The sequence below is a fragment of the Rhizobium rhododendri genome, from assembly GCF_007000325.2.
GTDB classification, from domain to species: domain Bacteria; phylum Pseudomonadota; class Alphaproteobacteria; order Rhizobiales; family Rhizobiaceae; genus Rhizobium; species Rhizobium rhododendri.
The window spans coordinates 1,745,076-1,768,915 of sequence record NZ_CP117267.1; the positions used below are offsets into that span (position 1 = coordinate 1,745,076).

Below are 23,840 nucleotides of genomic sequence, written 5' to 3' on the forward strand. Positions count from 1 at the left end.
CTGGATTGAAATGGTTCCCAGGCCTCTGAAAAATAATCGATATTCGTGGCATCTCGTTAGGTCGCCTATTGGAAGCCCGGGTGACTTGGTCTGCCTAGCCCGTCACGGAAACGAGCGCTTCTTCAGCATCCAGCCCTTGCGTCCCGCTCGCCACGAATTGCTCAAGCGTCATATTGTCGAGGATCGTTGCGACGGCGTCGCGAACCACGGTCATCGACCTCCGTACCTGGCAGCCTGCCGGATCGGCACAGTCGTCGCAGGCTTCAAAGGCAGTACGGCTTGCACAACGGATTGGCGCCAGCGGCCCGTCAAGGGTGCGGATCACATGGCCGATACGAATTTCGGCAGCGGGACGAGACAACGAATAGCCGCCTCCCGGGCCCTTCTTCGAGCGCAGCACGCCGGAATTTCGCAACTCCAGCAAAATCGCATCGAGAAACTTCTTCGGAATGTTGTTGCGCAGAGCAACGTCGTTGATGAAGGCGGTTTCGCCCGGGCCCAGACGAGCAAGATCGACCAACGCCTTGAGACCGTATTTTCCTTTTTTTGTCAGCATGAGATTCGCTTACCTGAAGACGCACGACCGCAGCATCTCGCTGATCGGCAATCACGCAAGCTGCGTAACGCCGGGAGAGCGCGCGGGCAAGCCGATATCTCAGAAATTGCAGGCTTATAAGACGATAAAATTGCGTTTGGACGAGAGGCGGCCGCAACCCGCTAGATGCTGTGCAGGCGCTGCGTCGCTGGAAACATTGCACGGACCGTATCTGCAACGCCGGATGCGACCAAGACCGCGTGCTCCGTTACCTGCGGCAGGCCCATCAGTTCGCCGAATGTACCGCGCGCCAGCGGTCCCGATATGAACAGGGATTCCGTCGCCGTGCCGGACGCACCGATCGCTTGTGAATTTGCATTGCAGTCGAGACCGAGTCGCGTTGGGTCGTTCACCAGATAGCCCCGTTCGGCCAGACCTGCCAGGAAGGGCTGGCTGCGAAGGATGCCGCCATGCCCCGGCCCCGTTGTGACCACCACCGCATCGAAATGCCGCTCCACACGCTGGCGCGACCGCCCGAGCCGCAGCACGCAGCGGATGCGATCCTCGTCGATTGAAACTTCGGCCACGGAGCCAGCCAGCACGGTCATTCGACCCTCGGCGATTGCCTCCTCGCTGGCGGCCTCGACTTGCGGCGCGACACGGAACCGGTGGACGTCCCAGAACGGCCGAAGGTGACGCGCGATCCGCCGCCTCTCCTCGACCGGCAGGCCGCGCCATAGCGCCTCGCCTTGGCCCCTCACCTGATCGATGACCGCATGCCAGCTAAGCCCCTCTCTGCCCGCTTCGCGAATGGCCGCCCGCACGCGTTTGAGAAGTCCTGATGCAGTCTGCGCAGGCTCGGAGGTGAAATCGCCGAACGGATCCTGCGGCATCGAAGGATGACCGCGCGATCGCAAGCCTCGGCGTGATACCGCTGTGATCTGTCCCCGATGGCCTCGCAGGCCAAGCGCTGCAACGACATCGGCCGATGTCAGCCCGTTGCCGACGATCAGCACACGGTCGTCGACACCGATCGGGTCGAGCGCGCCCCGCCGGGTAGGGTCGGCGACGAAGCGCGGATCTCCGGCAAGAACACTGGCAAGCGGCTCCGGTGCGGACGGTGCCGGATGGCTGGTCGCAATGACGAGTATATCGGCGTCGATAACATAACCGCCCTCGCCCGTCAGATGCCACCGGCCATTAAGGCGATCGGCCGAGAGCACGCGCTCGCGAACATGGCGGACGGAACCGCTCTCGACCAGCGGCCGGATCATCGCGTTCATGTAGCGCCCGAACAGACCGCGCCTCGGATAGAGGGCGCCGCTGGCTGCCAGTGCGTCGGGATCGTCGCCAAGAGCCCCGTTCGTATCGATCCAGCGCTGGAAGTGCTCTGGATCATCCGGAAACAGGCTCATGCGGGTGGATGGCACGTTGATGCGGTGGGCAGGCTCGACGGTGTCGTAGGCGAGACCTGCGCCAAGCAATGCCCGTGGTTCGAAGAGCACGATCTGTTGCCTGCCGAACAGACCTGTTCCCGCCAGATGGTAGGCAACCGCCGCCCCTGAAACACCACCTCCAACAATGGCAACAACAGGAATAGTCTCGGGCGAAGAAAGCATCAGCCAGTCCTTTTTATGCATCGCCTGCCGGAAGCCGAACTCTACTCCGGGCGTCGCGCGATCAATATACGCTGGTGGCGGCGTGACAAGGGAAGGGCTTCCCCTCATGAGACGGGCAGCGGAATGTTTTTTCGAGCTTTTCCGCAACCCTGAATTTTATTCATGACGACCCATCCAAAGAGGAGTACACTGGACGCGCTCTTGAGGAGGAGAAAAACATGGAAATCTTCAGACTGCTGACAGCATTCGACTACCTGCTGGTTGCTGTACTCTGCGGCGTATTCGCACTGGCGATGGCCAACGGAAGAAGCCATCGCTGATAAACAAAATCGGCCCGAAGATCTGAGGAGACCTTCGGACCGACATACTCTCGAGGCTCAACCGGCAAGTTTGAATGGGCTGCCGGGCCAAAATTAAAAGGCTGAAGAAACTCAGGTCCTTAAAGCGAGACCTTGGCATTTTCGCCCATGTCGGGCTTCGCGCTCGACATGGCTGCAGCAATCATTTTGACGTAGCTGACCACGGTGCCGGGGCTATCCCAGTATTCCGCATATTTCGGCGTAACTTTCAGCACGCGGATAGACGGATCTTCGGCGCTTTCCCACCAGGCCTTGGCGGGCGTCGAGAAAAGTTCGCGGATCCGCTCCCGGTCGTTAGACACTTCTGCATCGCCCGTCACGGAAACGTACTTCTGGCCCTTCGTGTCGGCAAAGGACAGGCCGACATTATGCCGGCGCTCAATTTCCTCGTCCTTGTGGCTAGCCACATCCGTCAGAAAATAGATCGCATTTTCAATCGGCTCGAAATGGGCTGCCATTGGCCGCGAACGGATGTCCTCGCCGACCCGGGTGGAAAGCATGCAGAAGAGGATCTTCTCCATCAATTCCCAGGTGCGTGCGACCTTTTCGTTTTCCTGTGTCATGACATTTCCTCTTTTGACTAGATGAACGGCTTGCCGCCGGTGACTGCAATAGTGGTACCGGACACATAGCTCGACAGCGGATCTGCAAGCATGACGTAAGCTGTTGCGAGTTCCGCCGGCTGCCCCGGCCGCTTCATTGGCGTTTGCTTGCCGAAGTTGGTAACGTTCTCTTCCGGCATGGTGGATGGGATAAGCGGCGTCCAAATCGGGCCCGGCGCAACGGCATTGGCGCGAATCCCCTTCTCGGCCAGCATCTGTGCCAATCCGCCCGTAAAGTTCTGGATGGCGCCCTTGGTCGTGGCATAGGCAAGCAACGTCGGATTTGGCATGTCGGCATTGACCGAGGTCGTATTGATGATCGAGCTGCCGGGGCTCATGTGTTCGACGGCTGCTTTTGTCAGGTAGAACATAGCGTGGATGTTGACCTTGAAGGTAAGCTCCCACTCGTCATCGGAGATCTCCGCGATATCCTTGAAGGTATTCTGGTGGGCGGCATTGTTGACGAGAATGTCGATGCCGCCGAGTTCGGATACGGCCTTGTCGATGATCGCCCGGCAATGGGCTGCATCCTGGATATCCCCGGGCACGAGAACCGCCTTCCGTCCGGCCTCTTCGACATAGTGCTTCGTCTCCGCTGCGTCCTCGTGCTCATCGAGATAGGAAACGAGTACATCCGCACCCTCCCGCGCAAATGCGATTGCGACGGCGCGACCGATGCCGCTGTCGCCGCCGGTAATTACGGCACGCTTTCCGGCCAGACGTCCGGACCCCTTGTAGGAGCTCTCCCCGTGGTCGGGCTTCGGATCCATCCGGGCCGTCTTGCCGGGGATGGACTGTGGCTGCGTGGGAAATGGCGGCTTGGGATAACCGTTCATGGCCTGTCTCCTTTTGGTCGGCTTGGACCAGACTAACCAGCGTTGCGCGTCATGGTTCCCCACCAAAGTCTCCGAATTCAATCTGAAGGATGGCGGCACTGAAGCCTGCAGGCTGCGGATGAGCGTTCGGCAATTTGTCACGCTCGCCATCGGACGGCACGGATCGGAACTTCAAGGGCCCGAATTTGTTTCTGAACATGACAATGAGAGGATCATCATGACCAACACCCTGCACAAGGCAGACGCGACCGGCAAGCTTGAGCTGGCCAACGAAACCGCGCCAGTTTCCTACAGCGTGACTGTCGCGACCGAAAAAGAGGATGGCAAGTTTGCTGTTACCCTGCTCGTCAAGGCACCCCGCGATTGGTTGCTAAAACGCGGATTCACATCGTCTGCGACCCTCGTCAGGCACGATGGAGACCAGGTCGAACTCCTTCATGATGGCGAACTCGACGTCGGGGAAGCTGTATCGGTCGAGTTATCCGCAGTCGACACCTCCTGCTCCGACGACAGCGAACTGCAGCGCAAGTATCCAGAATTGCGCGGCTGAAGCCGTGCCGAACGTAAGGACCCGCAGAAATGAGGCCAGCCGAGCGAGAGATCGTCTTCTCCAAGCGCGCACTTGCCGCAACGATAACAGGGATCGACAGCGATGACGGCGCCGACGACATGATTGTAGGCCTGTCACTGGGTGAGGCTATCCTGTTCGTCGCCGAAGAGGCAGGTATAGGCGCTTCCAACGCCCATGTTTCTTATGGCGAGAGCAGAACTCTCAGCTATACCGATTGTCTCAGTGTCTATCGAGATTTCGGGCTATCCCTCAAGGCTGACGCAAAGAGTTGAGATGGTGAAACGCAGTGCCGGCGTACTGATCTACCGCTTTGCCACACATGGGGCACCCGAAGTCCTGCTCGTCCATCCCGGCGGCCCCTTCTGGGCCCGCAAGGACGAAGGCGCCTGGTCGCTTCCAAAAGGCGGCATCGAACCGGACGAGGACGATCTCGCCGCTGCCCGCCGGGAGGTCCGCGAGGAGATCGGCACCAGCCTCGACGGTCCGTTCACGCTGCTCGGGGAAATCAGACAGCCTGGTGGCAAAGTCGTCGTCGCTTTTGCGGCCAATGCCGAGATCGATGCAGACGCGATTGTCAGCAATAGTTTCGAAATGCAATGGCCTCCGAAATCCGGCCAGATACAAAGTTTTCCGGAAGTCGACCGCGCCGGCTGGTTCGATCTCGATCAGGCGGAAATCAAGCTGCTGCGGGGGCAACGACCGTTTCTAGAGGCATTCAAGGCATTCATGGAGCGCCTTGACGTCCCTAGTCGTCGAGCGTGATCCACGCGGGAGCATGATCGCTGGCATGCGCCCAGCCGCGGACGTCCCCGTCGACCCCGGCGTCGGACAGCCGCTCGGCCAGCGAGGGACTGAGGAGGAAGTGATCTATGCGTAAACCGGCGTCGCGGGCATAGGCGTTGCGGAGATATTTCCAGAACGTATAGATCCGTTGATCGGGGTGCATCCGCCGGATCCCGTCCGTCCAGCCTTGATCGACGAGTTCCCGGAAAGCGTGGCGGACATCCGGATGAAATAGCGCATCGTCGATCCAGCGCTCCGGATTATAAACATCGAGTTCGGTCGGCATCACATTGAAATCGCCGGCTAGGACGACCGGGATTTCGAGTTCCAGAAGCTCTCGCGCGTAGTCTGCGAGGCGCTGGAACCAGGCTAGCTTGTATTCGAACTTCGGGCCCGGTTGCGGATTGCCGTTCGGAAGGTACAGGCAGCCGACCAGGACGCCGCCGATTGCCGCCTCGATATAACGGCTCTGTCCATTGTCATCACCGGGCAACCCGCGTCTGGTCTCCAGCGGCATAGCGTCCCGCGCCAGGATTGCCACGCCGTTCCAGCTTTTCTGGCCATGCCAGATCGCCCCGTAGCCCGCCCCCTCGATCTCGCGCGCCGGAAAGCGGATGTCTGGCGCTTTCAATTCCTGCAAACAGACGATGTCCGGATTGAATTCGTCGAGCCAGCGCAGCAGGTTTTCGAGCCGGCCATTCACGCCGTTTACATTGTAGGTCGCGATTTTCATCTGACAGCGTCCCTCCGCGTTGCAAGCCGCAACTCTCGCATCGCCAACGGGTCAGGCTGCAAAAGGATGCATGCGGCCTGCGATGACCTTGCAATTCCACTCCCTCGGTCGACCCGGGAAAAATCTGCTTTTATCTTTTCCGGTCCATGCTATCAGGGGGGATCGACAGGGGTGCTCCGTATTGCCGGGGCTGAGACCGAAGCGTGCATGCTTCCAAACCCTAAAAGCTGATCTGGATAATACCAGCGGAGCGAGGCGGGCTAAAATGTTTTCAGGCGCACAAATATCACTTTATCCGATGACCGACGATTTCGTCGGCGTCATCCACGGCGCGCTCGGCGCTCTGGACCCCTATCGTGACCAGATGCGGGTTTCGACCGACGATCTATCGACGCTGCTGGTCGGCTCGACGGACGTGCTTTTTCCAGCGATGCGCGACCTCTTCGTGGCGGCAGCCTCATCGGGCAAGCATTGCGTACTGCACGCCACGGTCTCGCGCGGCTGCCCCGGCGAACCCGACGATCCGATCTGCACGCCAAGCACCAGCATGGTCAGCACCCTTCCGCTCGAAGAACGCAAGCAGGCGGCTCTCGCAGCCGTTCGCAAAACGCCCCTGACGGGAGAGACTGTCTCCGCGCAATTCTCGCTCTACGTTCTCGGCATCGATCAGCACATGGACGAGATCTACGGCTGCATCGACTTCCTCAAGCACTCCGGCGTGTTCCACAGTTCGAAGAACTTCTGCACCAAGCTGCGCGGCGACGCCGGCGCCATCTTTGCGACGATCAACGAGGCCTTCTGCCGCTTTGGCCCGACCATGGGCCACGTCACGCTCGATATCACTGTATCCGCCCATAGCCCCTCGTCATCCTGACATCGACGGGGGACGCCTGCATTACTGTCGAGGATCGATGCCGAGGTCCCGCGCCGGTTTCGGTTTGGCGAATAGATAGCCCTGAACCTGCGTGCAGCCGATCTCCTGGAGGACGGCGAACTGCTCCTCGGTCTCCACGCCCTCCGCCGTCGTCGACATCCCCAGGGTCTGGGCAAGAGCGGTGATGAGCCGGACGACGGACAGTGATTCCGAATGCAGGGTCAACTCGCGGATGAACGACCGATCGATCTTGATCTTGTCGAAGGGGAAACTTCTGAGATTGGACAGCGACGAATAGCCGGTACCGAAATCATCCATAGCAATCGAGATGCCGAGTTTCTTGAGGGCCAGCAAGGTCGACGCCGTATGGGCGCCTGCATCGAGCAGGACGGATTCCGTGATTTCCAGCTCCAGCCGGCCTGCCTCGAGCCCGCTATCCGTCAGGGCCGCGACGACCGTCTGGATCAGGTTGTCGTTACGGAACTGGATCGGAGAAAGATTGACGGCGACCGTGATGTGGTCAGGCCAGCGCACGGCATCGGCGCAGGCCTGATTGAGCACCCACGCACCGAGCGCGCCGATCAGCCCAGTATCCTCGGCAATCGGGATGAAGTCCATTGGCGGGATTTGACCCATCCGGGGATGGTTCCACCGTAACAGCGCCTCATAGCCGGATACCTGACGCGTCGCGGTGTCCACGAGAGGCTGGTAGTAAACTTCCATCTCGCGCCGCTTGAGCGCTTTGCGCAGATCAACTTCCAGCGCCTTTCGCGCCAGCAGCCGCTCGTCCATGTCAGGACGGAAGACGCGCACGCGTCCCTTGCCTTCGGCCTTGGCCTCGTACATGGCCAGATCCGCGTATTTCAACAGTTCTTCCGGATCCGAGGAATGCTGGGGAAACTTTGCCACGCCAACGCTGGCGCCAATGGTCACCTCGTGATCGTCCAGCAGGTAAGGACGCGTCAGCTCTGCAACCAGCCGGATCGGCAGCTCAAGGCCCTCCTTCTCGCTGGCTTCCTCGCTCAAATCCTCGTTGGCTTTGAGAATATTGATGACAGCAAACTCATCGCCGCCGATGCGGGCGACGACATCTCGAGGGCCGACATGGGCGAGCAGGCGCTGCGATACCCGCTGCAGAAGCTCGTCTCCAACGTGGTGCCCCATCGTATCGTTGACATCCTTGAAGCCGTCGAGGTCAAGGAAACATACGGCCACCGCGTCGCCGTCGCGCTTTGCCTCCTTCAGCTTGCGCTCCAGCATCTCCATGAACAGCACCCTGTTCGCCAGATTGGTCAGCGCATCGTGATGGGCCATGTGGGCGATGCGTGCATCCAGCCGACGCCGCTCCGTGATGTCCTCGTAGGTAGCAAGCCAGCCGCCTTCCGGCAGCGGCTCGTGGGTCACCACGTAGGCCTTGCGATCGGAAGCCTCATGCATGAAGACGCCGCGTCGCGCTTCCTTGATCAGCGGAATCTGGAGGGCAAGAAGCTGTTCGAAGGTCGAAGAACCCGACCCGGACCCGGAGGTTTTGGCAATGCTGTCAATGGACGTACCGCTGGCGATGCCGCGCGGCCGCGCCGCCATTGTCGAGAAACGGTCGTTGCAGACGATCATGCGGCCGCCCTTGTCAAACATGCACAGCGCCTGCGTCATGTTGTTGAAGGCCGTCAGATAGCGGAAATTCTGCGCGTCGGTTTCCCGCGATGTGCGCTGCAGCTCTTCCGTTGCCCTGTTGAGTTTGTCGCGCGCGCGCGCAAGCAGCCGGTTGTGCTGGACAAGAAGGATGATCAGAGCGATGCCGCAGAGGATGAGGCCAGCGGTCAGGCCCGTATAGATCAGATGCAGCCGCTCCAGACCGGCCTCGTCTTCATCGATCTTCTTAGCACCGCTTTCGATTGCAGCTGAACCGAGCGCAATGACATCGGGCTCGATATCGGAGAGGATCTTCAGTGCCGGCTGGGGATCGAATGGCGCCGTATCGCTCGTCGGCATCGAACGGTCGATCGTATCAAGCGCCGTTTTCAGCTGTTCAATGGCCACCTTGTTGAAATTGTCGTTGCGGACAAAGTTTCGAAAGGTGGCATTTTCCAATACGCCGAGACGATTGAACATGATGTCCAGCCGAAGCCGCACATCTTTCAACGACACGCCGCTACCCGGGACCGAATAGGCCAGCAGCGTCTTTTCAAGCCGCAGCAATTCCGAAGACGTCTGGCTGACGCTCCAGGTCTCGTTATAGCCTGCGACCTGATGCAGGGCTTCCTGCCGCTCGATGATCACATAGGAGAGATAGGAAGAAGAAAGGACGAAAAAGCAGACCACCCCGGCGAGCACCCACTGGATCTTCCTGAACGCAACGGTGGTGCTTCGCAACGCCTGTTACTCCACGACGAGCTTGGCGAGTTGCCAGGCTGATCGGCCGTAATATGTCTGCGTCTGCAACTCGCTGTTGCTGTCGAACGGATAGACGATAAACAGCGGTCCCTTGTCGCGAACTGGCATATATTGACCGTCGCGCTTAATCGCCAGCATTGTGCCGTACTCGGCGAAATCGGAAATCGGGATGTTGATGGCGTAGTCGTTGAGTGCGACTGCGCGGACGCTTGTGCCTTTGGCGCCGACCATCTTCATCAGCTTGTCCATAGGCACGCCCTCGAACGTCACCACGCCCTCGTACCAGGGCGTCTTGGTCGACATCTTTTCCATGCCGAGGGCCTCCAGCATAGGCAGGTCGAACTGCGCAGTCCCCGCAACATTGGTGTTTGTGATGTCACCCGAAATCACCAGGATCGGCGCAGACTTCGGCGCAGCAAGAGATTGCGCCATTGAGGCCGATGACACCGCAAGACCGACGGCGACTGCGATAACCGCCCAAAATAACTGTCGCAAGAAAAGCTCCGATTCGAATAATTTTAAAATATGTGCGCTTGAAAATTCTTAATCCGGTAACCCCGAAAGGTCAGTTATCACCCGATCAATCATTTGCAACTGCTCTTGCTGCCGGGCAATCTCCCAAAGCCGGTCTTGGCCAGGCAGATCACTATCTACAGCGCGCCTGACGTGCAGGCTGGCATTTTGATCCCGGCTCAATTGCACTGAAAAGTTCTGTATTCTGCCGGCGCAACCCTTCAGCGAGCACTTTTGTTCCAGACTTTTGAAAAAGACCTGGCTTGGACAACATTAAGGGCTTGGACAGCACTAAGGGCGATCGACCTGGTGGATGGCAGAGACCTTGATCCGCCATCCGTCGAGTTCGAATGTCCCGTCCCGGCTTGTGACCGCACGGACAATATCCGCATCGGTAATTTTCGCCTTTTTCGGGGCCGTCTTGCCAACGATGGCCCGCAGGCGTGGCAGGGTGAGTACGCCATTATGCAGCGCAATGCCCCTGTAATGAACAGAAGCGTGAAAAAGCGTGGAAGCCTCGATCATCATCACCTCCCTGATCGACCATCGGCGATCCTCCTCGCAGGTCCCGATACCCATAACTTAGTAACATGACGCATTCGGCACAATGGTGGGGTTATCGGATGACGCGTTAAGCGCGAAATTCCTTAACGAATTTTATAGAATTCGCGGAAAGGTCCAGACGGGAACGTGCGTACCAAGACCGTAGGTATCCTCGAAGAATACCTACAAAAAATTGATTTTAAAGAGAATTTGGTGGGTGATGTAGGGCTCGAACCTACGACCCGCTGATTAAGAGTCAGCTGCTCTACCAACTGAGCTAATCACCCGCACCGCTTGTTCTTCCGGTGTGAGGGCGATATAAATAGGATCGCTTTCATTGTCCAGCCGATTGACGAATTTTCTTTGCCGAATTGTCAAAAAAAACCGGATAAGTCAGAAAATCCTTTAAAATCAAAGATCCAGCGTTCCGGACGCGATACGAACAGCTTGTCCGCCGATACGCGCATTGGAGATTTCGCCATTGGTGACATCGATGTGAAGATGGATGAGCGACGGCCTGCCCATCTCAACGCCCTGCTCGACGATGATCGGATGATGGCCATCCGGCAACCGGTCGAAGTGGTGGATGGCGCCGGATAGCGCAGCGACTGCGGACCCCGTTGCCGGATCCTCGACGATACCCATGCCGGCGGCAAACATCCGCGCATGGAACTTTGCGGTGTGGTTGACCGCGCCTCGGCAGTAGAGGTAGGCCGAGGCCAATGCCCCGTCGACGAAGGGCACAGTCTTCTCCCAGAGCTGCGGATCGAACTCCACACGCCCGGCGGTGCCGATGTCGCGCACGGGAATGAGCAGAAACGGCACGCCCGCCGACCACAGCGACACGACGTGATTCTCGAAGGCGAGTTCGCTCGGCTGCAATCCCAGGGCATTGGCTATACCGAGCCTGTCGAGCGGCAGGGTGATCTGCTGCGATTTGCGCGGCAGGTCGAATTCGGCAAAGCTCGCCTGTCGCTGGCGGAGGCGAACGGCGCAGCGCACCGGTCCGACCTTCTCCTCGAGCACGCACACCAGATCGAGTTCGCCGCCATTTCCGGCATGATTGCGCTCGGCAAGAGCTATAGCGGTGCCGACGGTCGGATGGCCGGCAAACGGCAGTTCACGCCCGGGCGTGAATATCCGCAAGCTGGCGCTGTGGGCAGGATTGGTCGACGAGCAGACGAAGACAGTCTCCGAAAGGTTCATCTCTCTCGCGATCGACAGCATTTCCGCGTCGCCGAGCCCGTCCCCGTCGAAGATCACGGCCAGCGGATTGCCGGCCAGTTTGCGATCGGTGAACACATCGTAGATGCCGTAACTGCGAGCCAAATCAGCCTCCTGAAATCTTCGACGACGGGCAACCTGCCCGACCGCGCTGCCAAGTGCAAGGCGACTGGCTCAAGCCTGCCGATTGAAATACCAGTCGAGGATGGTCACCATACTCCCGTGGTAGGGCTGAGCCTTCGGATCGGCCGAACGAATGACCACAGCGCCGGCAATTTCCTGCTCCTCGTCGTCAATCATGTGCCGCTCGATTGCCGCCACCAATTCTTCCGCCGTCTGCGAAAAACGGAAAATGCGAAACAGCGTGACGGTGCTGTTCTGGTGGACCCCGTAATATCCGCCATCGGCCGTCGCAAGGTCCAGATCGAGCCCGGTTTCCTCCCCTACCTCGCGACGCATATTGGAGGCTATGTCGCAGAAACCGTCGACGATATCGTGTTCGTCTAGCGAGCCGGCAGCAAAATACACCTGGCCGGGATTGGCGGTATGCGCGCCCATCCTGATTGCCACCAGCGCCCCATCGGAGCTTGCTATGACGGGATAGCCGAACAGATGAAAGCCGCCGCTGCGATCCGCCTGCTTGCGCCACCACATGAAGGACGAGAACGGCACCACGTGCCCCTCGCCGCGAATTCCGGCAGAGGTGATCTCCAGACGTCGCTGGAACACCATCCGGCCGTCGAACAGCGTCGGGTTGGCGGCAATCTCCGCTGCCCAGTTGGCCGTGATGGCATCGGCATTGGCAAGATGGACCGGATGGTCGCCGGCCAGCACCCGCAGTTCTACGGCAGGAACCGCAAAAACAGTCTTCTCAGGCGGCCATCCGGCGGTTTCTTCGATGCGTGTCGTGTTCATTATAAATTCCAGTGTCATGAGGTCGGAAAGTCGAGATGCGTGCTGCCTGTGCAAGCCACCGCATCAATGGCATCTCGATATCGGGAAATTTAGCCGGCCTTTCCTGTGACGGTCGATTTGAACTTGCCCATGAGGTAGGGGCCGGAAAGGACAGGGGCATATTTCGGGCTATCGCCTGGCGCCACGCACGATGGCAAGCAGGAGATTTCCGAAAACCAGTTCGGCTGGTGAAAGAAGGCCAATGACTGGCGACGCTGTAGCCCACCCTCCTCCGCAGACGGATTGACCACCCTGTGCATAGTCGAGACCCAGCGGTCGTTTGTCCACAGCGCCATAAGATCGCCTATGTTGATGACAAATGCACCGGGTACTGGCGGCACCGGTGTCCAGCTGCCGTCCGGTGCGATGATCTCAAGGCCTTTGGACCCCGGCTGCGGGAGCAGGATCGTCAGGCTGCCATAGTCCGTATGCGCACCCGCACGCAGTTGCCCCGGTTTGGGAGACACTGCCTGTTCCGGATAATTGAGAGCTCTGAGGGCGCTGATGGGAGCGTCGATATGGGCATCGAAAAAATGTTCGTCGAGCTGCAGTGCCGTCGCGAACACCCGCATGATCCGCGCAGCCAGGTCTTCCATTGCGGTATAGTAGTTCTTCCAGGCCTCGGTGAAACCCTGCGGCGCAGATGGCCAGATCGTCGCCGCATAGCAAAAGCTAAGCGCCTCCGTATCCGTCATACCCGGCGGTACGGCCAGCGGCCCGCCATTGAAACTCTCTTTCAGATCAGGCGGTGTCTCGACGTTACGCGATTTCGCCAGCGCTTCCGTGCCGGGCCCGAGATAACCGTAGGGGTAGCCAGGATAAGGGGCACTGGCCTGCTGTTTCTCTGCCGCGGGCAAGTCGAAGAAGGCCTTTGTCGTAGCCCAGATGTCCTGAATAATGCCGTCGCTGATGCCGTGGTTGGCGATTGCCAGGAAGCCTGTCGAGCGGCAGATATCATCGACGACATTGCCAAGCCTTCGCTTATCGGAAGCCCCTGCAGCCTCATAGGCGCCGAGATCGAAGATTGGAAAAGCTGTGCTCTGCATGGCGACTCCTTTTGAACGACACTCGACTGAAACACAGCTGGCAGAGGGCGACAACCACCTCATGAGGGAGATCGCCATTCAGTGGCTACAGCCTCCAGCCGGCGCGGATGACGACCGGTATTCGGTCGCCCGGTGATACCGAATGGCGGGTGTAGGCACGCAGGACCTGGCCATCGGGCAGAGCCAGCCGCACGGCATAGCGCTCGCCCTCGTAAAGCACCGCCTCCACGCTGCATTCGATCCCTTCGGCATCGACGATGACGTCCTCCGGACGCACCAGAATATCGATAAATGCGCCACCACTGCTCGACGAACCCGCTATCAGAGGCGCCAGCGCCCTCCAGTCGAGGGCTCGCCCGACCGTCTCGGGCGATAGCGGCAGCGAAAGAATGCTGCCTTGGCCAATCAGGCTGCCCACCAGCTTGCCCTCGGGACGGGCATAGATATCGGCGGGTTCGGCAACTTGCAGCAAACGGCCTTCGGACATGACGGCAACATCCGTTGCCAGCGCCATCGCCTCACTCTGGTCGTGCGTCACATAGACCATCGTGGCACCGGAGCGCTGGTGAAACTCGCGGAACGTTTCCTCCATCTCTTTCTTCAGATGCCGGTCCAGATTGGCGAGTGGCTCGTCGAGCAGCACCACGTCGGGCGATGTCACCAGGCAGCGCGCCAGCGCCACCCGCTGTCGCTGGCCGCCGGAGAGGTCGGCCGGCCGACGCTCGGCATAATCACCAAGCCGCACGGTGCGCAGCGCCTCCATCACCCTGTCGCGATAGTCCGAACCGGAAATGCCACGGACCTTGAGCGGATAGCCGACATTATCGGCGACGTTCATGTGCGGCCACAGCGCATAGGACTGGAATACCATCGCCATATTGCGTTTTTCCGGCGGGAGCGCGGATGTCGCATTGGCAAGCAAACGGTCGCCGAGATGGATCGAACCTCCCGTCGGCTGCTCGAAACCGGCAATCATCCGCAGCACCGTCGTCTTGCCGCAACCGGATGGCCCGAGAAGCGCGAGGAACCCACCCTCGCGCACGGTCAGCGAAAGTCCTTCGACGGCGGCGCGACCCGTTCCGAAATCCTTGCTGAGCGTATCGAGGATCAGCTGCGCCACGGCACCACTCCCTTCGGCAGCCGATTGGCCAGAAGCTCCAGAAGCAGCATCAGGAGAACCACCATCGCAACGACCAGCACGGACATCGCAGATGCGAGGTCGGAGCTGCCGCTGTCGTCGAGATTGTAGATGACCACGCCAAGCGTCTGCGTGCCCGCCGACCAGAGCAGCGCCGACACCGTCAACTCGTTGCAGGCAATGAGAAATACGAGGATGACAGAGGCACCGGCGGCCGGCGCTATCAGCGGCACGATGATATCGACCAGGCGGCGCCGGAAGCCTGCCCCCGAGAGCCGCGCCGCTTCTTCCAGCGCCGGATCAAGCTGCAGGAACGCGCTCATCACCGGTTTGAGGCTGACTGAAAAATAGGCCGAGAAGTAGGCAAGCAGGACGATCCAGATCGTGCCGTAGAGCGTGACATGGATGAGCGGCAGGGGCGCTGCAAACAGCAGGATGAAGCAGACAGCGATGATGATCCCCGGCAGCGAATAGGGAATGTCGATCAGCCCCGCCAGCAGCCGGCTGGCAAGGTCCCGCCGCTTCGTCAGCACGTAGGCGGCAAGCACCGTCAGCACCAGCAGGCCGAGCGCTGTGGCGCCAGCGAGAAACAGCGAATTGCCAAAAGCGACCCGTGTCACCGACTGGTGAAACAGGATTTCCTCGAAGGCATGCAACGATGCCGTCTTCAACGAAAGCGGCACGCCGTAGGCAGGCACCAGCGCGCCGGCGACAAGCGCAAGGAATGGCGCCACCAGCATGATGAAGACCAGCCCCCAGAGCAGCGGTCCGGCGGCAAGTTTCCAGCGTCCAAGCGCAAAGGCAGCTGACGCACCGGAGAGACCGATGACGCGGTAATCCCGCCCTCGCAGCGCCCGGTTCTGCAACGCAAGCCCGGCAATCGAAATGACCGCGATGATCGACGACAGCACGGCGACATCCCCGAATGTGCGCGGGCCAAAGGCGGAGAACTTGGTGAAGATCAACGTCGACAGCGTGAAGATCGAGGCGGGAATGCCGAGGATCGCCGGAATGCCGAAATTGCCGATGGACGAGACGAAGGCGATCGCAGCACCGGCAACGATGCCCGGCATCGATAGCGGAAGGATGACATCGCGAAAAACCCGGAAGCCACCCGCGCCGGAAAGCCGGGCAGCCTCGACGCCATCGCGCGGCAACGCCATCAGGCCGGCCCGCAGAGCGAGATAGACCAGCGGCGCGTGCTGCACACCGTAGAGCAACGCGATACCCCCGATCGAATAGAGCGGCTGTGGCGACCCCAGCGGCGGCGCGATGTGGAGTGCTTTGAGCAGCGGGCTGGAGGGGCCGCTCATCTGCACCCAGGCGAGCGCCGTGACCTGCGGCGGGATCATCATCGGTAGCACGAAGAGGAAACTGAGAATGCCCTTTCCGGGGAGATCGGTGAGACTGAGCAGGAAGGCAAACAGGCAGCCGATGGCCACGGAAATGACAGTGCCGATCACCGCAGTCTCGACCGTGTACCAGGTGGATTGCCAAAGGCCGGGATCGGAGACGAGATCATAGGCGCCGCCGTGCAGCAACGCTGCGATGCCGGCAACGGCGAGCCGCACCAGTGGCGGGGCCGAGAGGATCAGAACGGCAAGGACGACAAGGGGAAACAGCCAGGCTGGCTGGCCGTTTCCCCGGCGAAGATAGTCTGTCATGCGTGGTCCAGGTTGATCGACAGGGTCTTTTAACTCACTTCGAACCGTAGAACGAGGAGAAGGTCTTCAGATCCTGATCGGTATTCTTGACAGCCGCAGCAGCATCCAGCGGCAGCACCTTGATCGTGCTGCGCGCCGGAAAGCCCTCTGGCATGGCAACGCCGTTGCGCGCCGGTATATAGCCGAGCTTGACGAAGCCAGCCTGCCCCTTCTCGGACAGCACGTAGTCGACGAACGCCTTGGCCGCCTCTGCATGCTTGGCGGTCGACAGTATCGCAACCGGTTCGGTGACGGCGGATACGCCTTCGGTCGGGAAGACGAAGGCGAGCGGTGCGCCCTTGGCCTTTTCGCGGATCGGCATGTAGTCGACGATCATGCCATAGGCCTTCTCGCCTGAAGCCACCGACTTCAGCACCTGGCCATTGCCGCCGGATGCTATCGCGCCATTGGCAGCGAGGCTCTTGTAGAATTCCCAGCCGAGGCTCGGCACGCCCGCAAGCGTCTGCGCATGGATGAGCGCCGCACCTGATGTCAGCGGGCTCGGCATGACCACGAGGCCCTTGGCTTCCGGCTTTGTCAAATCCTGCCAGCTGGTCGGCTTCATGGCGGCGGCGGTGTTGTAGACGATGCCGGTCGTGATCAGCTTGGTCGAATAATAGTAACCACCGGCGTCATAGAGCGACGCATCGTAGTTCACCGCTTCCGGCGACTTGTAGGCCATCAGCTTGCCGGCTTCCTTCAGCCGCTCGAGCGTGACCGTGTCGGCAATCAGCAGCACGTCGGCAACGGGATTGCCGGCGGCCATCTCGGCCTGAAGCTTGGCCATGATCTTCGGTGTGCCATCACGCACCCAGTCGACCTTGATCGATGGGTTGGCGGCCATGAAGCCATCGACGGTCGCCTGTGCATCTTCGTTCGGCTGACTGGTGTAGAGCACGAGGTCGGCAGCGGAGGCCGGCAATCCGGCGAGGCTCGCGACAAACAGCGCGGCGGCGGTAGCGATCGTCTTCATGGCTCGGTCCTCATTGGTTTGCACTTCCCATAGGGACGGCGTTTTACAGATGTGTGACAGGCCGGCGTGCAATCAACTGCATTTTGCAACGGTCGCGTGCTCAACCGATAGGAACTGCATAACAACGCCGGATGCGCCAGGCAAACGAGCTGCCCGGCCCCCAGATATAAGGATTTCAAAATCACCAACGGCAGGACAAAACGCCTACCTCGAGCAAACGCTAAGATCAGGCCGCCTCGGAGACGATCTCGTTCGCAATCAGGTCCGCCAGGCGGTGAATGCCCTCTTCGATCTGCTGGTCGTCGGCACGGGAAAAACTCATCCGGAATGTGTTGGCGCCGGATCGATCCGCAAAGAACGCCTGCCCCGGCACGAATGCGACCTTGGCCGTCTGCAGCGATTTCGCAAGCAGCGTCGCTCCATCCATGCCCTCTGGCAAGGTGACCCAGATGAACATGCCGCCTTCAGGCTTCGTCCAGTGGGTCCCTGCCGGCATGTACTTCGCAAGGGCTGCCAGCATGCAGTCCCGGCGGCGCCTGTAGACCGTTCCGATTCTGGCAACCTGGGCCGGGAAACCATGCTCGACGACCTTGTGAATGGCCATCTGGTTGATGGTGGAGGAGTGAAGATCCGCCGCCTGTTTCATCAGCACCAGCTTGCGGATTACCTGAGCGTTGGCAACAACGTATCCGACGCGCAGACCCGGTGCCATGGTCTTGGAGAAACTGCCACAATAGATCGTCCGCGTTGCTTCGATATCGCCCTTGCGGGAAATCTCCAGGGCAAGGATCGGCGGGATCGGGTTGCCGTCGTAGCGCAGCGACTGGTAGGCGGCATCTTCGACGATGGCGATATCGAGATCGTCGGCGAGGTCGATGAGCTTTTCGCGCGCCTCGAGGTCAATCGTCTCACCGGTCGGATTGGCGAAATCCGGAGACAGATAGGCAAACTTCACCCGCCCACCGGCCTTTTCCGCAGCAGCGCGATAGGAACCCGGCGTGCGGTTGCCGTTCGGCGTCAACCGGTCGTAAGTCGGCTCGTAGGCGTTGAAGGCCTGCAGCGCGCCGAGATACGTCGGCGCCGTGACGAGAGCCGTATCATCGGGAGACAGCATCAGCTTGCCGAGATAATCGAGCGCCTGCTGCGACCCGGAGACGATGAACACGTTGTCGAGGCCGCAGGCAACGCCGAGTCTGGCCATCTGCTGCACGAGCCACTCCCGCAGCGGCTTGTAACCCTCGCTGACCGAATATTGCAGGGCTGCATCGACAGTCGAACCGTCGAAGATGTCGGCGTAGGCCTGCTTGAACGCCTCCTTCGGAAACAGCTCCGGATCGGGAATCCCGCCCGCGAACGAGATGATGTCCGGCCGATCCAGCAGCTTCAGCAATTCGCGGATTTCAGAGGCGCGCATCCGGCTCGAGCGCGTCGCAAAGATGTTTTCCCAATTCAACATGGGGCTTCCTCGTAATTTTGTGTCTTTCGGGAAGCTAACCACGCAATAAAAGATAAGTCAACAATGCTGACCTATTTTTGATTATTTCAGAATATCTACTGCGAATTCGAAGGGGTTCAGGACTTGAACACCGAGCTTTATGAAATCGCCGACATTGCGTGTGACCACTATCATGTTTCGTTGTACCGCAGTCGCCGCGATCAGGGCGTCCGCGAGCAAATCGGGCGCGAGACGATGCGTAAGCCCACCCCAAATGCGAAAAGTTTGGGCATCGGCGCTAATACACTGGGAAGTATTAAGGATTTGATCGAGCCACTCGGATAACTCCTGCGCTTTGACCGGATCGGAGACCGATGTACGCTCAATGCCGATTGCTATTTCGCCAATGACCACAGCAGGCAGATAGATTGTCTCGCTCGAAACCGACTTTATCCAGGCGACGACAGCACCATGAGGACGATGACGCCGCAACTCGGAGACCACGTTGGTATCGAGAAGATACATCCCGCTACTCGAAATCCGGAATCTCGCGAGACTTCCAGTTGGCGCGATCAGGGATTTCCCAATCCACACGAGGCTCAGGAGCAAGTAGAATATCTTTCAGACTGGGCTTGACCCTCTGCTGGAGGCTTTCCCAATCAGCAACGGACACAAGCACTGCTGCCGGCATACCGCGCTTGGAGACAAGCTGCGGTCCCTGGTCAAGAGAGGCCTCTAGCATCTCGCTGAACCGTGCCTTTGCATCCTGTACAGGCCACTGACGCATACCAACCTCCTGCTACGACTCCACTCTATTCCGCACATGGACAAAATCAATTTTTATTTGTCCGGTCCTGCGTCACTCCTAAGCCGTACGGATCCACCCAACATACGAAAAAGGCCGAAGCTTTCGCCCCGGCCCCCTCATCTCACCTATATCTAACAAGCTTAGTTGACGGCCTTGTCGACCAGCTTGTTCTTGCCGATCCAAGGCATCATGCCGCGCAGCTTGGCGCCGACTTCCTCGATCTGGTGGTTGTCGTTCATGCGACGGATGCCCTTGAAGCGCGAGCCGCCGGCACGGTATTCCTGCATCCAGTCCGAGGTGAACTTGCCGGTCTGGATGTCGGTCAGAACGCGCTTCATTTCAGCCTTTGTCTCGGCCGTGATGATGCGTGGGCCGGTGACGTATTCGCCCCATTCAGCTGTGTTCGAGATCGAGTAGTTCATGTTGGCGATGCCGCCTTCATAGATCAGGTCGACGATCAGCTTCACTTCGTGCAGGCACTCGAAGTAAGCCATTTCCGGTGCGTAGCCGGCTTCCGTCAGCGTTTCGAAACCGGCGCGGATCAGTTCGACCAGACCGCCGCAAAGGACGACCTGCTCGCCGAACAGGTCGGTTTCGCATTCTTCGCGGAAGTTGGTTTCGATGATGCCCGAACGGCCGCCGCCTACGCCGCAGGCGTAGGAGAGAGCCAGTTCAAGTGCGTTGCCGGAAGCATTCTGGTGAACGGCCACGAGGCAAGGAACGCCACCACCCTTCTGGTATTCGCCGCGAACCGTGTGGCCGGGGCCCTTCGGTGCAATCATGACGATGTCAAGCGACGCCTTCGGCTCGATAAGGCCAAAATGGATATTCAGGCCATGGGCAAAAGCGATAGCGGCGCCGTCGCGGATGTTTGCCTCGATGTCGGCCTTCCAGATGTCGGCCTGCAACTCGTCCGGGGTCGCCATCATCAACAGGTCGCCCCACTTGGCGGCGTCTGCGACGGTCATGACCTTGAAGCCATCGGCTTCGGCCTTCTTGATCGTCTGCGAACCGGCCTTGAGCGCGATGACCACATTGGCGGCGCCGCTGTCCTTGAGGTTCAGCGCATGGGCGCGACCCTGGGACCCGTAGCCGACGATGACTACGTTCTTGGCCTTGATGAGATTGAGATCGGCATCACGATCGTAATAGACGCGCATTTGATTTTTCCTTCCCTTGCTTGTCGATTTTGGTTTGATCCATCAGACGGATGCGGCTGCATCCGCCGAAACTTTTTCCGTGCCATAGAGCCTGAGGAAAGCACTGACCGCCCTCTCCGCCTGCTGGGCACCATCCTTGATGCTGGGTTCGCCGAGCAGCATGCGAACGTGCAGGTCGGAGACGACGAGGCCATAGAGCGTGTGGTAGGCCTCGTTGGCATCGTCGAAGCGCAACAGCCCCGCCCGCTTGCCGGCATCAATCAGGCCGCTGGCACGTCGGTCGATCTGTCGACGTCCGCGCTCGAGCAGCAGCTTCCCAAGCTTCGAGCCATCGCGGTTCGACTGGCCGATCGCCAACCTGTTCAGTGCCAGCGATACGTCGCCGGCCAGCACTTCCAGGAGGTCGCGGGCAAAGATCACCAGATGATCGTGCAGGCTCGTCGCCGTCAGCCGTTCGCCGTTGCGCTCGAAGGTACGGACCTTGCTCGCCTGGTGGGCAATCATCGCAGACAGCAATCCGTCGCGGTCGCCAAACCACTTGTAGAGACTTTCCTTGGAGCAATTGGCAGCGCGCGCCACGCCGGATGTCGTCAGCGCCTTTTCGCCACCGTCCACCAGCAATCGCAGCGCCTGCTCCAGAACGGCGTTCTGACGTGGCGAAAACTCCGATGTCTGCAGTGCGTCGCTCGGCACAATGACCACTCCCATTTGCGTACCGTACGGTACGGTTCGCAGACTTATGCCGCAGCTGGCTCAAGGCGTCAAGCAACTTTGGGCGGAGCGCCGAAGAAATTTCCGTGATCGCCGGAACGTGCACTCGGCTCCGGCGTGAGCCCTATTCGGCGGCGATGGGCCCGCGCATGCCTTCGACGTCGCGCAGCGGCGACAGGCCGTAGAGACGGCTGTATTCGCGGCTGAATTGCGACGGGCTCTGGTAGCCGACACGGTGGCCGGCGGTGCCGACATCGAGCCGCTCGATCAGCATCAGCCGCCGGGCCTCGTGCAGCCGCAGCTGCTTCTGGTACTGCACCGGCGTCATCGCTGTGATTGCCTTGAAATGATGGTGAAAGGAGGAAACGCTCATGTTGACGTGCTCGGCCAACTCCTCGATGCGCAGCGGACGAGCGAAATTCTCCCTCAGCCAGGCAACGGCGCGGGCAATGCGGTGGCCATGATTGTCGGCGACGGCGATGTTGATGAGTTGTCCACCCGCTGGTCCCGTCAGGATGCGGTAGAGGATCTCCTGCTCGAGCAGCGGCGCCATCGCCGGGATGTCACTCGGATTATCGAGCAAGCGGAGCAGCCGCACGGCAGCATCGAGCAATTCGGGCGTCGCGATGTTGACCATCATTCCGCGTTGGCCGACAGCAGGTTCGGCCGGTCGCTGGATATCCGTCCGGCTGAGCAAGTCGAGCAGCTTCTCGGGGCTGATGGCAAGCGTTATGCAGAAGTGCGGGACTTCCGGACTGGCCTCGACGACGCGCCAGGCGACAGGGAGATCGAGCGACGTCAGGAGATAGTCGCCGGCGCCGTAATTAATGATGTCGGTTCCGAGCTGCAGGCTTTTCGCCCCTTGGATGACCATCGCGAAGCACGGCCGATAGCTGGCGTGGCAGGGTGCGCTCGGCATCGAGCGACGGCTTATCCCGAGCCCTTCGATCGCTGTCTTGAACTCTCCTTCGCCGGGCGCAAAGCGGGCGGCGATCGATGCGATTTCATGATGGGGATTGAACATCAGTGTCATCAAGGCACTCTTAATCGGGGGTGCAGGGGGAGCAAGCTACCGTTCCTATGTAGGCGAAATCCCTAGCCCGGCAAATAGGCAGCGTTCACACTTTTGCAGGATCGGGCAAAAACCTGAGAGGATCGCTCTAACGCCGGTGACAGGAAACGCGGCATAAGGGATCATCACCTTGCAGCCCCCAAAGAAGGAATATCCCATGCCAATCGCAAAAGGCTATGCCGCAACGGACGCGTCCAAACCCCTCACCCCTTTCACATTCGAACGGCGCGAGCCGAATGCCGACGACGTCGTCATCGACATCAAGTTTGCCGGCATCTGCCATTCCGACATCCACACCGTTCGCAACGAGTGGAAGAACGCCGTATACCCGATCGTTCCCGGCCATGAGATTGCCGGCATCGTGTCCGCCGTCGGCGCCAACGTCACCAAGTTCAAGGTCGGCGACCATGTCGGTGTCGGCTGCTTCGTCGATAGCTGCGTCGGCTGCGCCAACCGCGATGTAGACAACGAGCAGTACATGCCCGGCCTTGTACAGACCTACAACAGCGTCGAAGCCGACGGCAAGACGCCGACCCAGGGCGGCTATTCGGACTCGATCGTCGTCAAGGAAGGCTATGTCCTCTCGATCCCGGACAATCTTCCGCTCGACGGCGCCGCCCCCCTGCTCTGCGCCGGCATCACGCTCTATTCGCCGCTGCACCACTGGAAGGCCGGCCCCGGCAAGAAGGTTGCCATCGTCGGTATGGGCGGTCTCGGCCACATGGGCGTGAAGATCGGCGCCGCCATGGGTGCCGACATTACGGTCCTGTCGCAGGGCCTTTCGAAGAAGGAAGACGGCCTGCGACTCGGCGCCAAGGAATACTACGCCACGTCGGATGCCGAAACATTCACAAAGCTGGCAGGCACCTTCGACCTGATCATCTGCACGGCCGGTGTCGCCATCGACTGGAACGCCTATCTTGGCCTGCTCAAGGTCAATGGCTCGATGGTCATCGTCGGCGCGCCTGAACATGCAATCCCGGTTCATGCCTTCTCGCTGATCCCGGGCCGCAAGAGCCTGTCGGGCTCGATGATCGGCTCGATCAAGGAAACGCAGGAAATGCTCGACTTCTGCGGCAAGCACAACATCGTCTCGGAGATCGAGAAGATCAACATCCAGGACGTCAACGAAGCCTATGAACGCGTTCTGAAGAGCGACGTGCGCTACCGCTTCGTCATCGACATCGCTTCGCTCGCAGCGTAAGTCGAAATCATCCTGAAGACATCAAGGGCGGCCCTCGCGGGTCGCCCTTT

At 59.9% G+C, this 23,840-nt stretch carries 25 protein-coding genes, 1 tRNA gene and 1 riboswitch; of the genes, 5 read left to right on the forward strand and 21 right to left on the reverse strand.

Features of this window, described 5'->3' with window-relative positions:
- Positions 1-94: 94 nt before the first annotated feature.
- The 4 genes from PR018_RS08575 to PR018_RS08590 all read right to left on the reverse strand — a co-directional run bounded on the left by PR018_RS08575 (position 95) and on the right by PR018_RS08590 (position 3,951).
- Positions 95-556, reverse strand: coding sequence for an RrF2 family transcriptional regulator (locus PR018_RS08575; RefSeq protein WP_142823116.1), 462 nt, complete (start codon positions 554-556; stop codon positions 95-97).
- A gap of 161 nt (positions 557-717) precedes the next feature.
- Positions 718-2,154, reverse strand: a complete 1,437-nt coding sequence (locus PR018_RS08580; protein ID WP_142829192.1) for an FAD/NAD(P)-binding protein — start codon at positions 2,152-2,154, stop codon at positions 718-720.
- A 439-nt stretch (positions 2,155-2,593) separates the two neighbouring features.
- On the reverse strand, positions 2,594-3,076 hold the full coding sequence (locus PR018_RS08585; RefSeq protein ID WP_142823118.1) for a pyridoxamine 5'-phosphate oxidase family protein: 483 nt from the start codon (positions 3,074-3,076) through the stop codon (positions 2,594-2,596).
- 17 nt (positions 3,077-3,093) lie between these two features.
- Positions 3,094-3,951: an SDR family oxidoreductase gene (locus PR018_RS08590; protein WP_142823119.1), complete on the reverse strand. Its 858-nt coding sequence runs from the start codon at positions 3,949-3,951 to the stop codon at positions 3,094-3,096.
- A 13-nt stretch (positions 3,952-3,964) separates the two neighbouring features.
- On the opposite strand from PR018_RS08590, the gene PR018_RS08595 reads away from it, so the two are divergent.
- The 3 genes from PR018_RS08595 to PR018_RS08605 are packed head-to-tail and all read left to right on the forward strand — an operon-like array spanning position 3,965 to position 5,284.
- Complete coding sequence (locus tag PR018_RS08595) at positions 3,965-4,501, forward strand: hypothetical protein (protein ID WP_224127724.1); 537 nt, start codon at positions 3,965-3,967, stop codon at positions 4,499-4,501.
- Between the two features lie 29 nt (positions 4,502-4,530).
- Positions 4,531-4,794, forward strand: a complete 264-nt coding sequence (locus tag PR018_RS08600) for a hypothetical protein (RefSeq protein WP_142823121.1) — start codon at positions 4,531-4,533, stop codon at positions 4,792-4,794.
- Between the two features lies 1 nt (position 4,795).
- Entirely contained in the window at positions 4,796-5,284 is a 489-nt protein-coding gene (locus tag PR018_RS08605) for an NUDIX hydrolase (RefSeq protein WP_142823122.1), read from the forward strand.
- Here PR018_RS08605 and xth read toward each other — a convergent pair.
- The gene (gene xth, locus PR018_RS08610) at positions 5,268-6,038 is read right to left on the reverse strand and encodes an exodeoxyribonuclease III (protein WP_142823123.1); all 771 of its coding nucleotides are present in this window, start codon (positions 6,036-6,038) and stop codon (positions 5,268-5,270) included. The two genes, PR018_RS08605 and xth, sit on opposite strands and share 17 nt — an antisense overlap.
- A gap of 157 nt (positions 6,039-6,195) precedes the next feature.
- A riboswitch (TPP riboswitch) is annotated at positions 6,196-6,309 on the forward strand.
- Here xth and PR018_RS08615 point away from each other — a divergent pair.
- The gene (locus tag PR018_RS08615; RefSeq protein WP_142829194.1) at positions 6,304-6,912 is read left to right on the forward strand and encodes a YkoF family thiamine/hydroxymethylpyrimidine-binding protein; all 609 of its coding nucleotides are present in this window, start codon (positions 6,304-6,306) and stop codon (positions 6,910-6,912) included. It overlaps the preceding riboswitch by 6 nt.
- 21 nt (positions 6,913-6,933) lie before the next feature.
- On the opposite strand, the gene PR018_RS08620 is transcribed toward PR018_RS08615, so the two are convergent.
- The 16 genes from PR018_RS08620 to PR018_RS08695 all read right to left on the reverse strand — a co-directional run bounded on the left by PR018_RS08620 (position 6,934) and on the right by PR018_RS08695 (position 22,547).
- Entirely contained in the window at positions 6,934-9,285 is a 2,352-nt protein-coding gene (locus tag PR018_RS08620; RefSeq protein ID WP_142823125.1) for a putative bifunctional diguanylate cyclase/phosphodiesterase, read from the reverse strand.
- Between the two features lie 6 nt (positions 9,286-9,291).
- Positions 9,292-9,738 carry a putative pterin-binding protein gene (locus tag PR018_RS08625; RefSeq protein WP_142823601.1) on the reverse strand — a complete coding sequence of 149 codons (447 nt, stop codon included), beginning with the start codon at positions 9,736-9,738 and terminating at the stop codon, positions 9,292-9,294.
- A 372-nt stretch (positions 9,739-10,110) separates the two neighbouring features.
- Complete coding sequence (locus PR018_RS08630) at positions 10,111-10,344, reverse strand: hypothetical protein (RefSeq protein WP_142823126.1); 234 nt, start codon at positions 10,342-10,344, stop codon at positions 10,111-10,113.
- Between the two features lie 229 nt (positions 10,345-10,573).
- Positions 10,574-10,649: transfer RNA gene (locus tag PR018_RS08635), tRNA-Lys, on the reverse strand.
- A 124-nt stretch (positions 10,650-10,773) separates the two neighbouring features.
- On the reverse strand, positions 10,774-11,691 hold the full coding sequence (locus PR018_RS08640) for a PhzF family phenazine biosynthesis protein (RefSeq protein WP_142823127.1): 918 nt from the start codon (positions 11,689-11,691) through the stop codon (positions 10,774-10,776).
- Between the two features lie 69 nt (positions 11,692-11,760).
- Positions 11,761-12,501, reverse strand: a complete 741-nt coding sequence (locus tag PR018_RS08645) for an NUDIX hydrolase (RefSeq protein ID WP_142823128.1) — start codon at positions 12,499-12,501, stop codon at positions 11,761-11,763.
- Between the two features lie 89 nt (positions 12,502-12,590).
- On the reverse strand, positions 12,591-13,586 hold the full coding sequence (locus PR018_RS08650) for an isopenicillin N synthase family dioxygenase (RefSeq protein ID WP_142823129.1): 996 nt from the start codon (positions 13,584-13,586) through the stop codon (positions 12,591-12,593).
- 85 nt (positions 13,587-13,671) lie between these two features.
- Positions 13,672-14,706: an ABC transporter ATP-binding protein gene (locus PR018_RS08655; protein WP_142829196.1), complete on the reverse strand. Its 1,035-nt coding sequence runs from the start codon at positions 14,704-14,706 to the stop codon at positions 13,672-13,674.
- On the reverse strand, positions 14,694-16,388 hold the full coding sequence (locus tag PR018_RS08660) for an ABC transporter permease (RefSeq protein WP_142823131.1): 1,695 nt from the start codon (positions 16,386-16,388) through the stop codon (positions 14,694-14,696). Before PR018_RS08660 ends, PR018_RS08655 begins: the two co-directional genes overlap by 13 nt.
- Before the next feature lie 34 nt (positions 16,389-16,422).
- Positions 16,423-17,400, reverse strand: coding sequence for an ABC transporter substrate-binding protein (locus PR018_RS08665; RefSeq protein ID WP_142823132.1), 978 nt, complete (start codon positions 17,398-17,400; stop codon positions 16,423-16,425).
- A 226-nt stretch (positions 17,401-17,626) separates the two neighbouring features.
- Entirely contained in the window at positions 17,627-18,856 is a 1,230-nt protein-coding gene (locus PR018_RS08670; RefSeq protein WP_142823133.1) for an aminotransferase-like domain-containing protein, read from the reverse strand.
- 81 nt (positions 18,857-18,937) lie between these two features.
- Positions 18,938-19,360 (reverse strand): type II toxin-antitoxin system VapC family toxin, encoded by a 423-nt coding sequence (locus PR018_RS08675; RefSeq protein WP_142829198.1) that lies wholly within the window; start codon positions 19,358-19,360, stop codon positions 18,938-18,940.
- Positions 19,361-19,364: 4 nt separating this feature from the next.
- Positions 19,365-19,622 (reverse strand): type II toxin-antitoxin system Phd/YefM family antitoxin, encoded by a 258-nt coding sequence (locus PR018_RS08680; RefSeq protein WP_142829200.1) that lies wholly within the window; start codon positions 19,620-19,622, stop codon positions 19,365-19,367.
- 161 nt (positions 19,623-19,783) lie between these two features.
- Entirely contained in the window at positions 19,784-20,803 is a 1,020-nt protein-coding gene (ilvC, locus tag PR018_RS08685) for a ketol-acid reductoisomerase (RefSeq protein WP_111222915.1), read from the reverse strand.
- Between the two features lie 42 nt (positions 20,804-20,845).
- Positions 20,846-21,511 (reverse strand): TetR/AcrR family transcriptional regulator C-terminal domain-containing protein, encoded by a 666-nt coding sequence (locus PR018_RS08690; protein WP_202617093.1) that lies wholly within the window; start codon positions 21,509-21,511, stop codon positions 20,846-20,848.
- 127 nt (positions 21,512-21,638) lie between these two features.
- Positions 21,639-22,547: an AraC family transcriptional regulator gene (locus PR018_RS08695; protein WP_142823136.1), complete on the reverse strand. Its 909-nt coding sequence runs from the start codon at positions 22,545-22,547 to the stop codon at positions 21,639-21,641.
- A 196-nt stretch (positions 22,548-22,743) separates the two neighbouring features.
- Here PR018_RS08695 and PR018_RS08700 point away from each other — a divergent pair, with 196 nt between their 5' ends.
- The gene (locus PR018_RS08700) at positions 22,744-23,790 is read left to right on the forward strand and encodes an NAD(P)-dependent alcohol dehydrogenase (RefSeq protein ID WP_142823137.1); all 1,047 of its coding nucleotides are present in this window, start codon (positions 22,744-22,746) and stop codon (positions 23,788-23,790) included.
- Positions 23,791-23,840 lie beyond the last annotated feature (50 nt).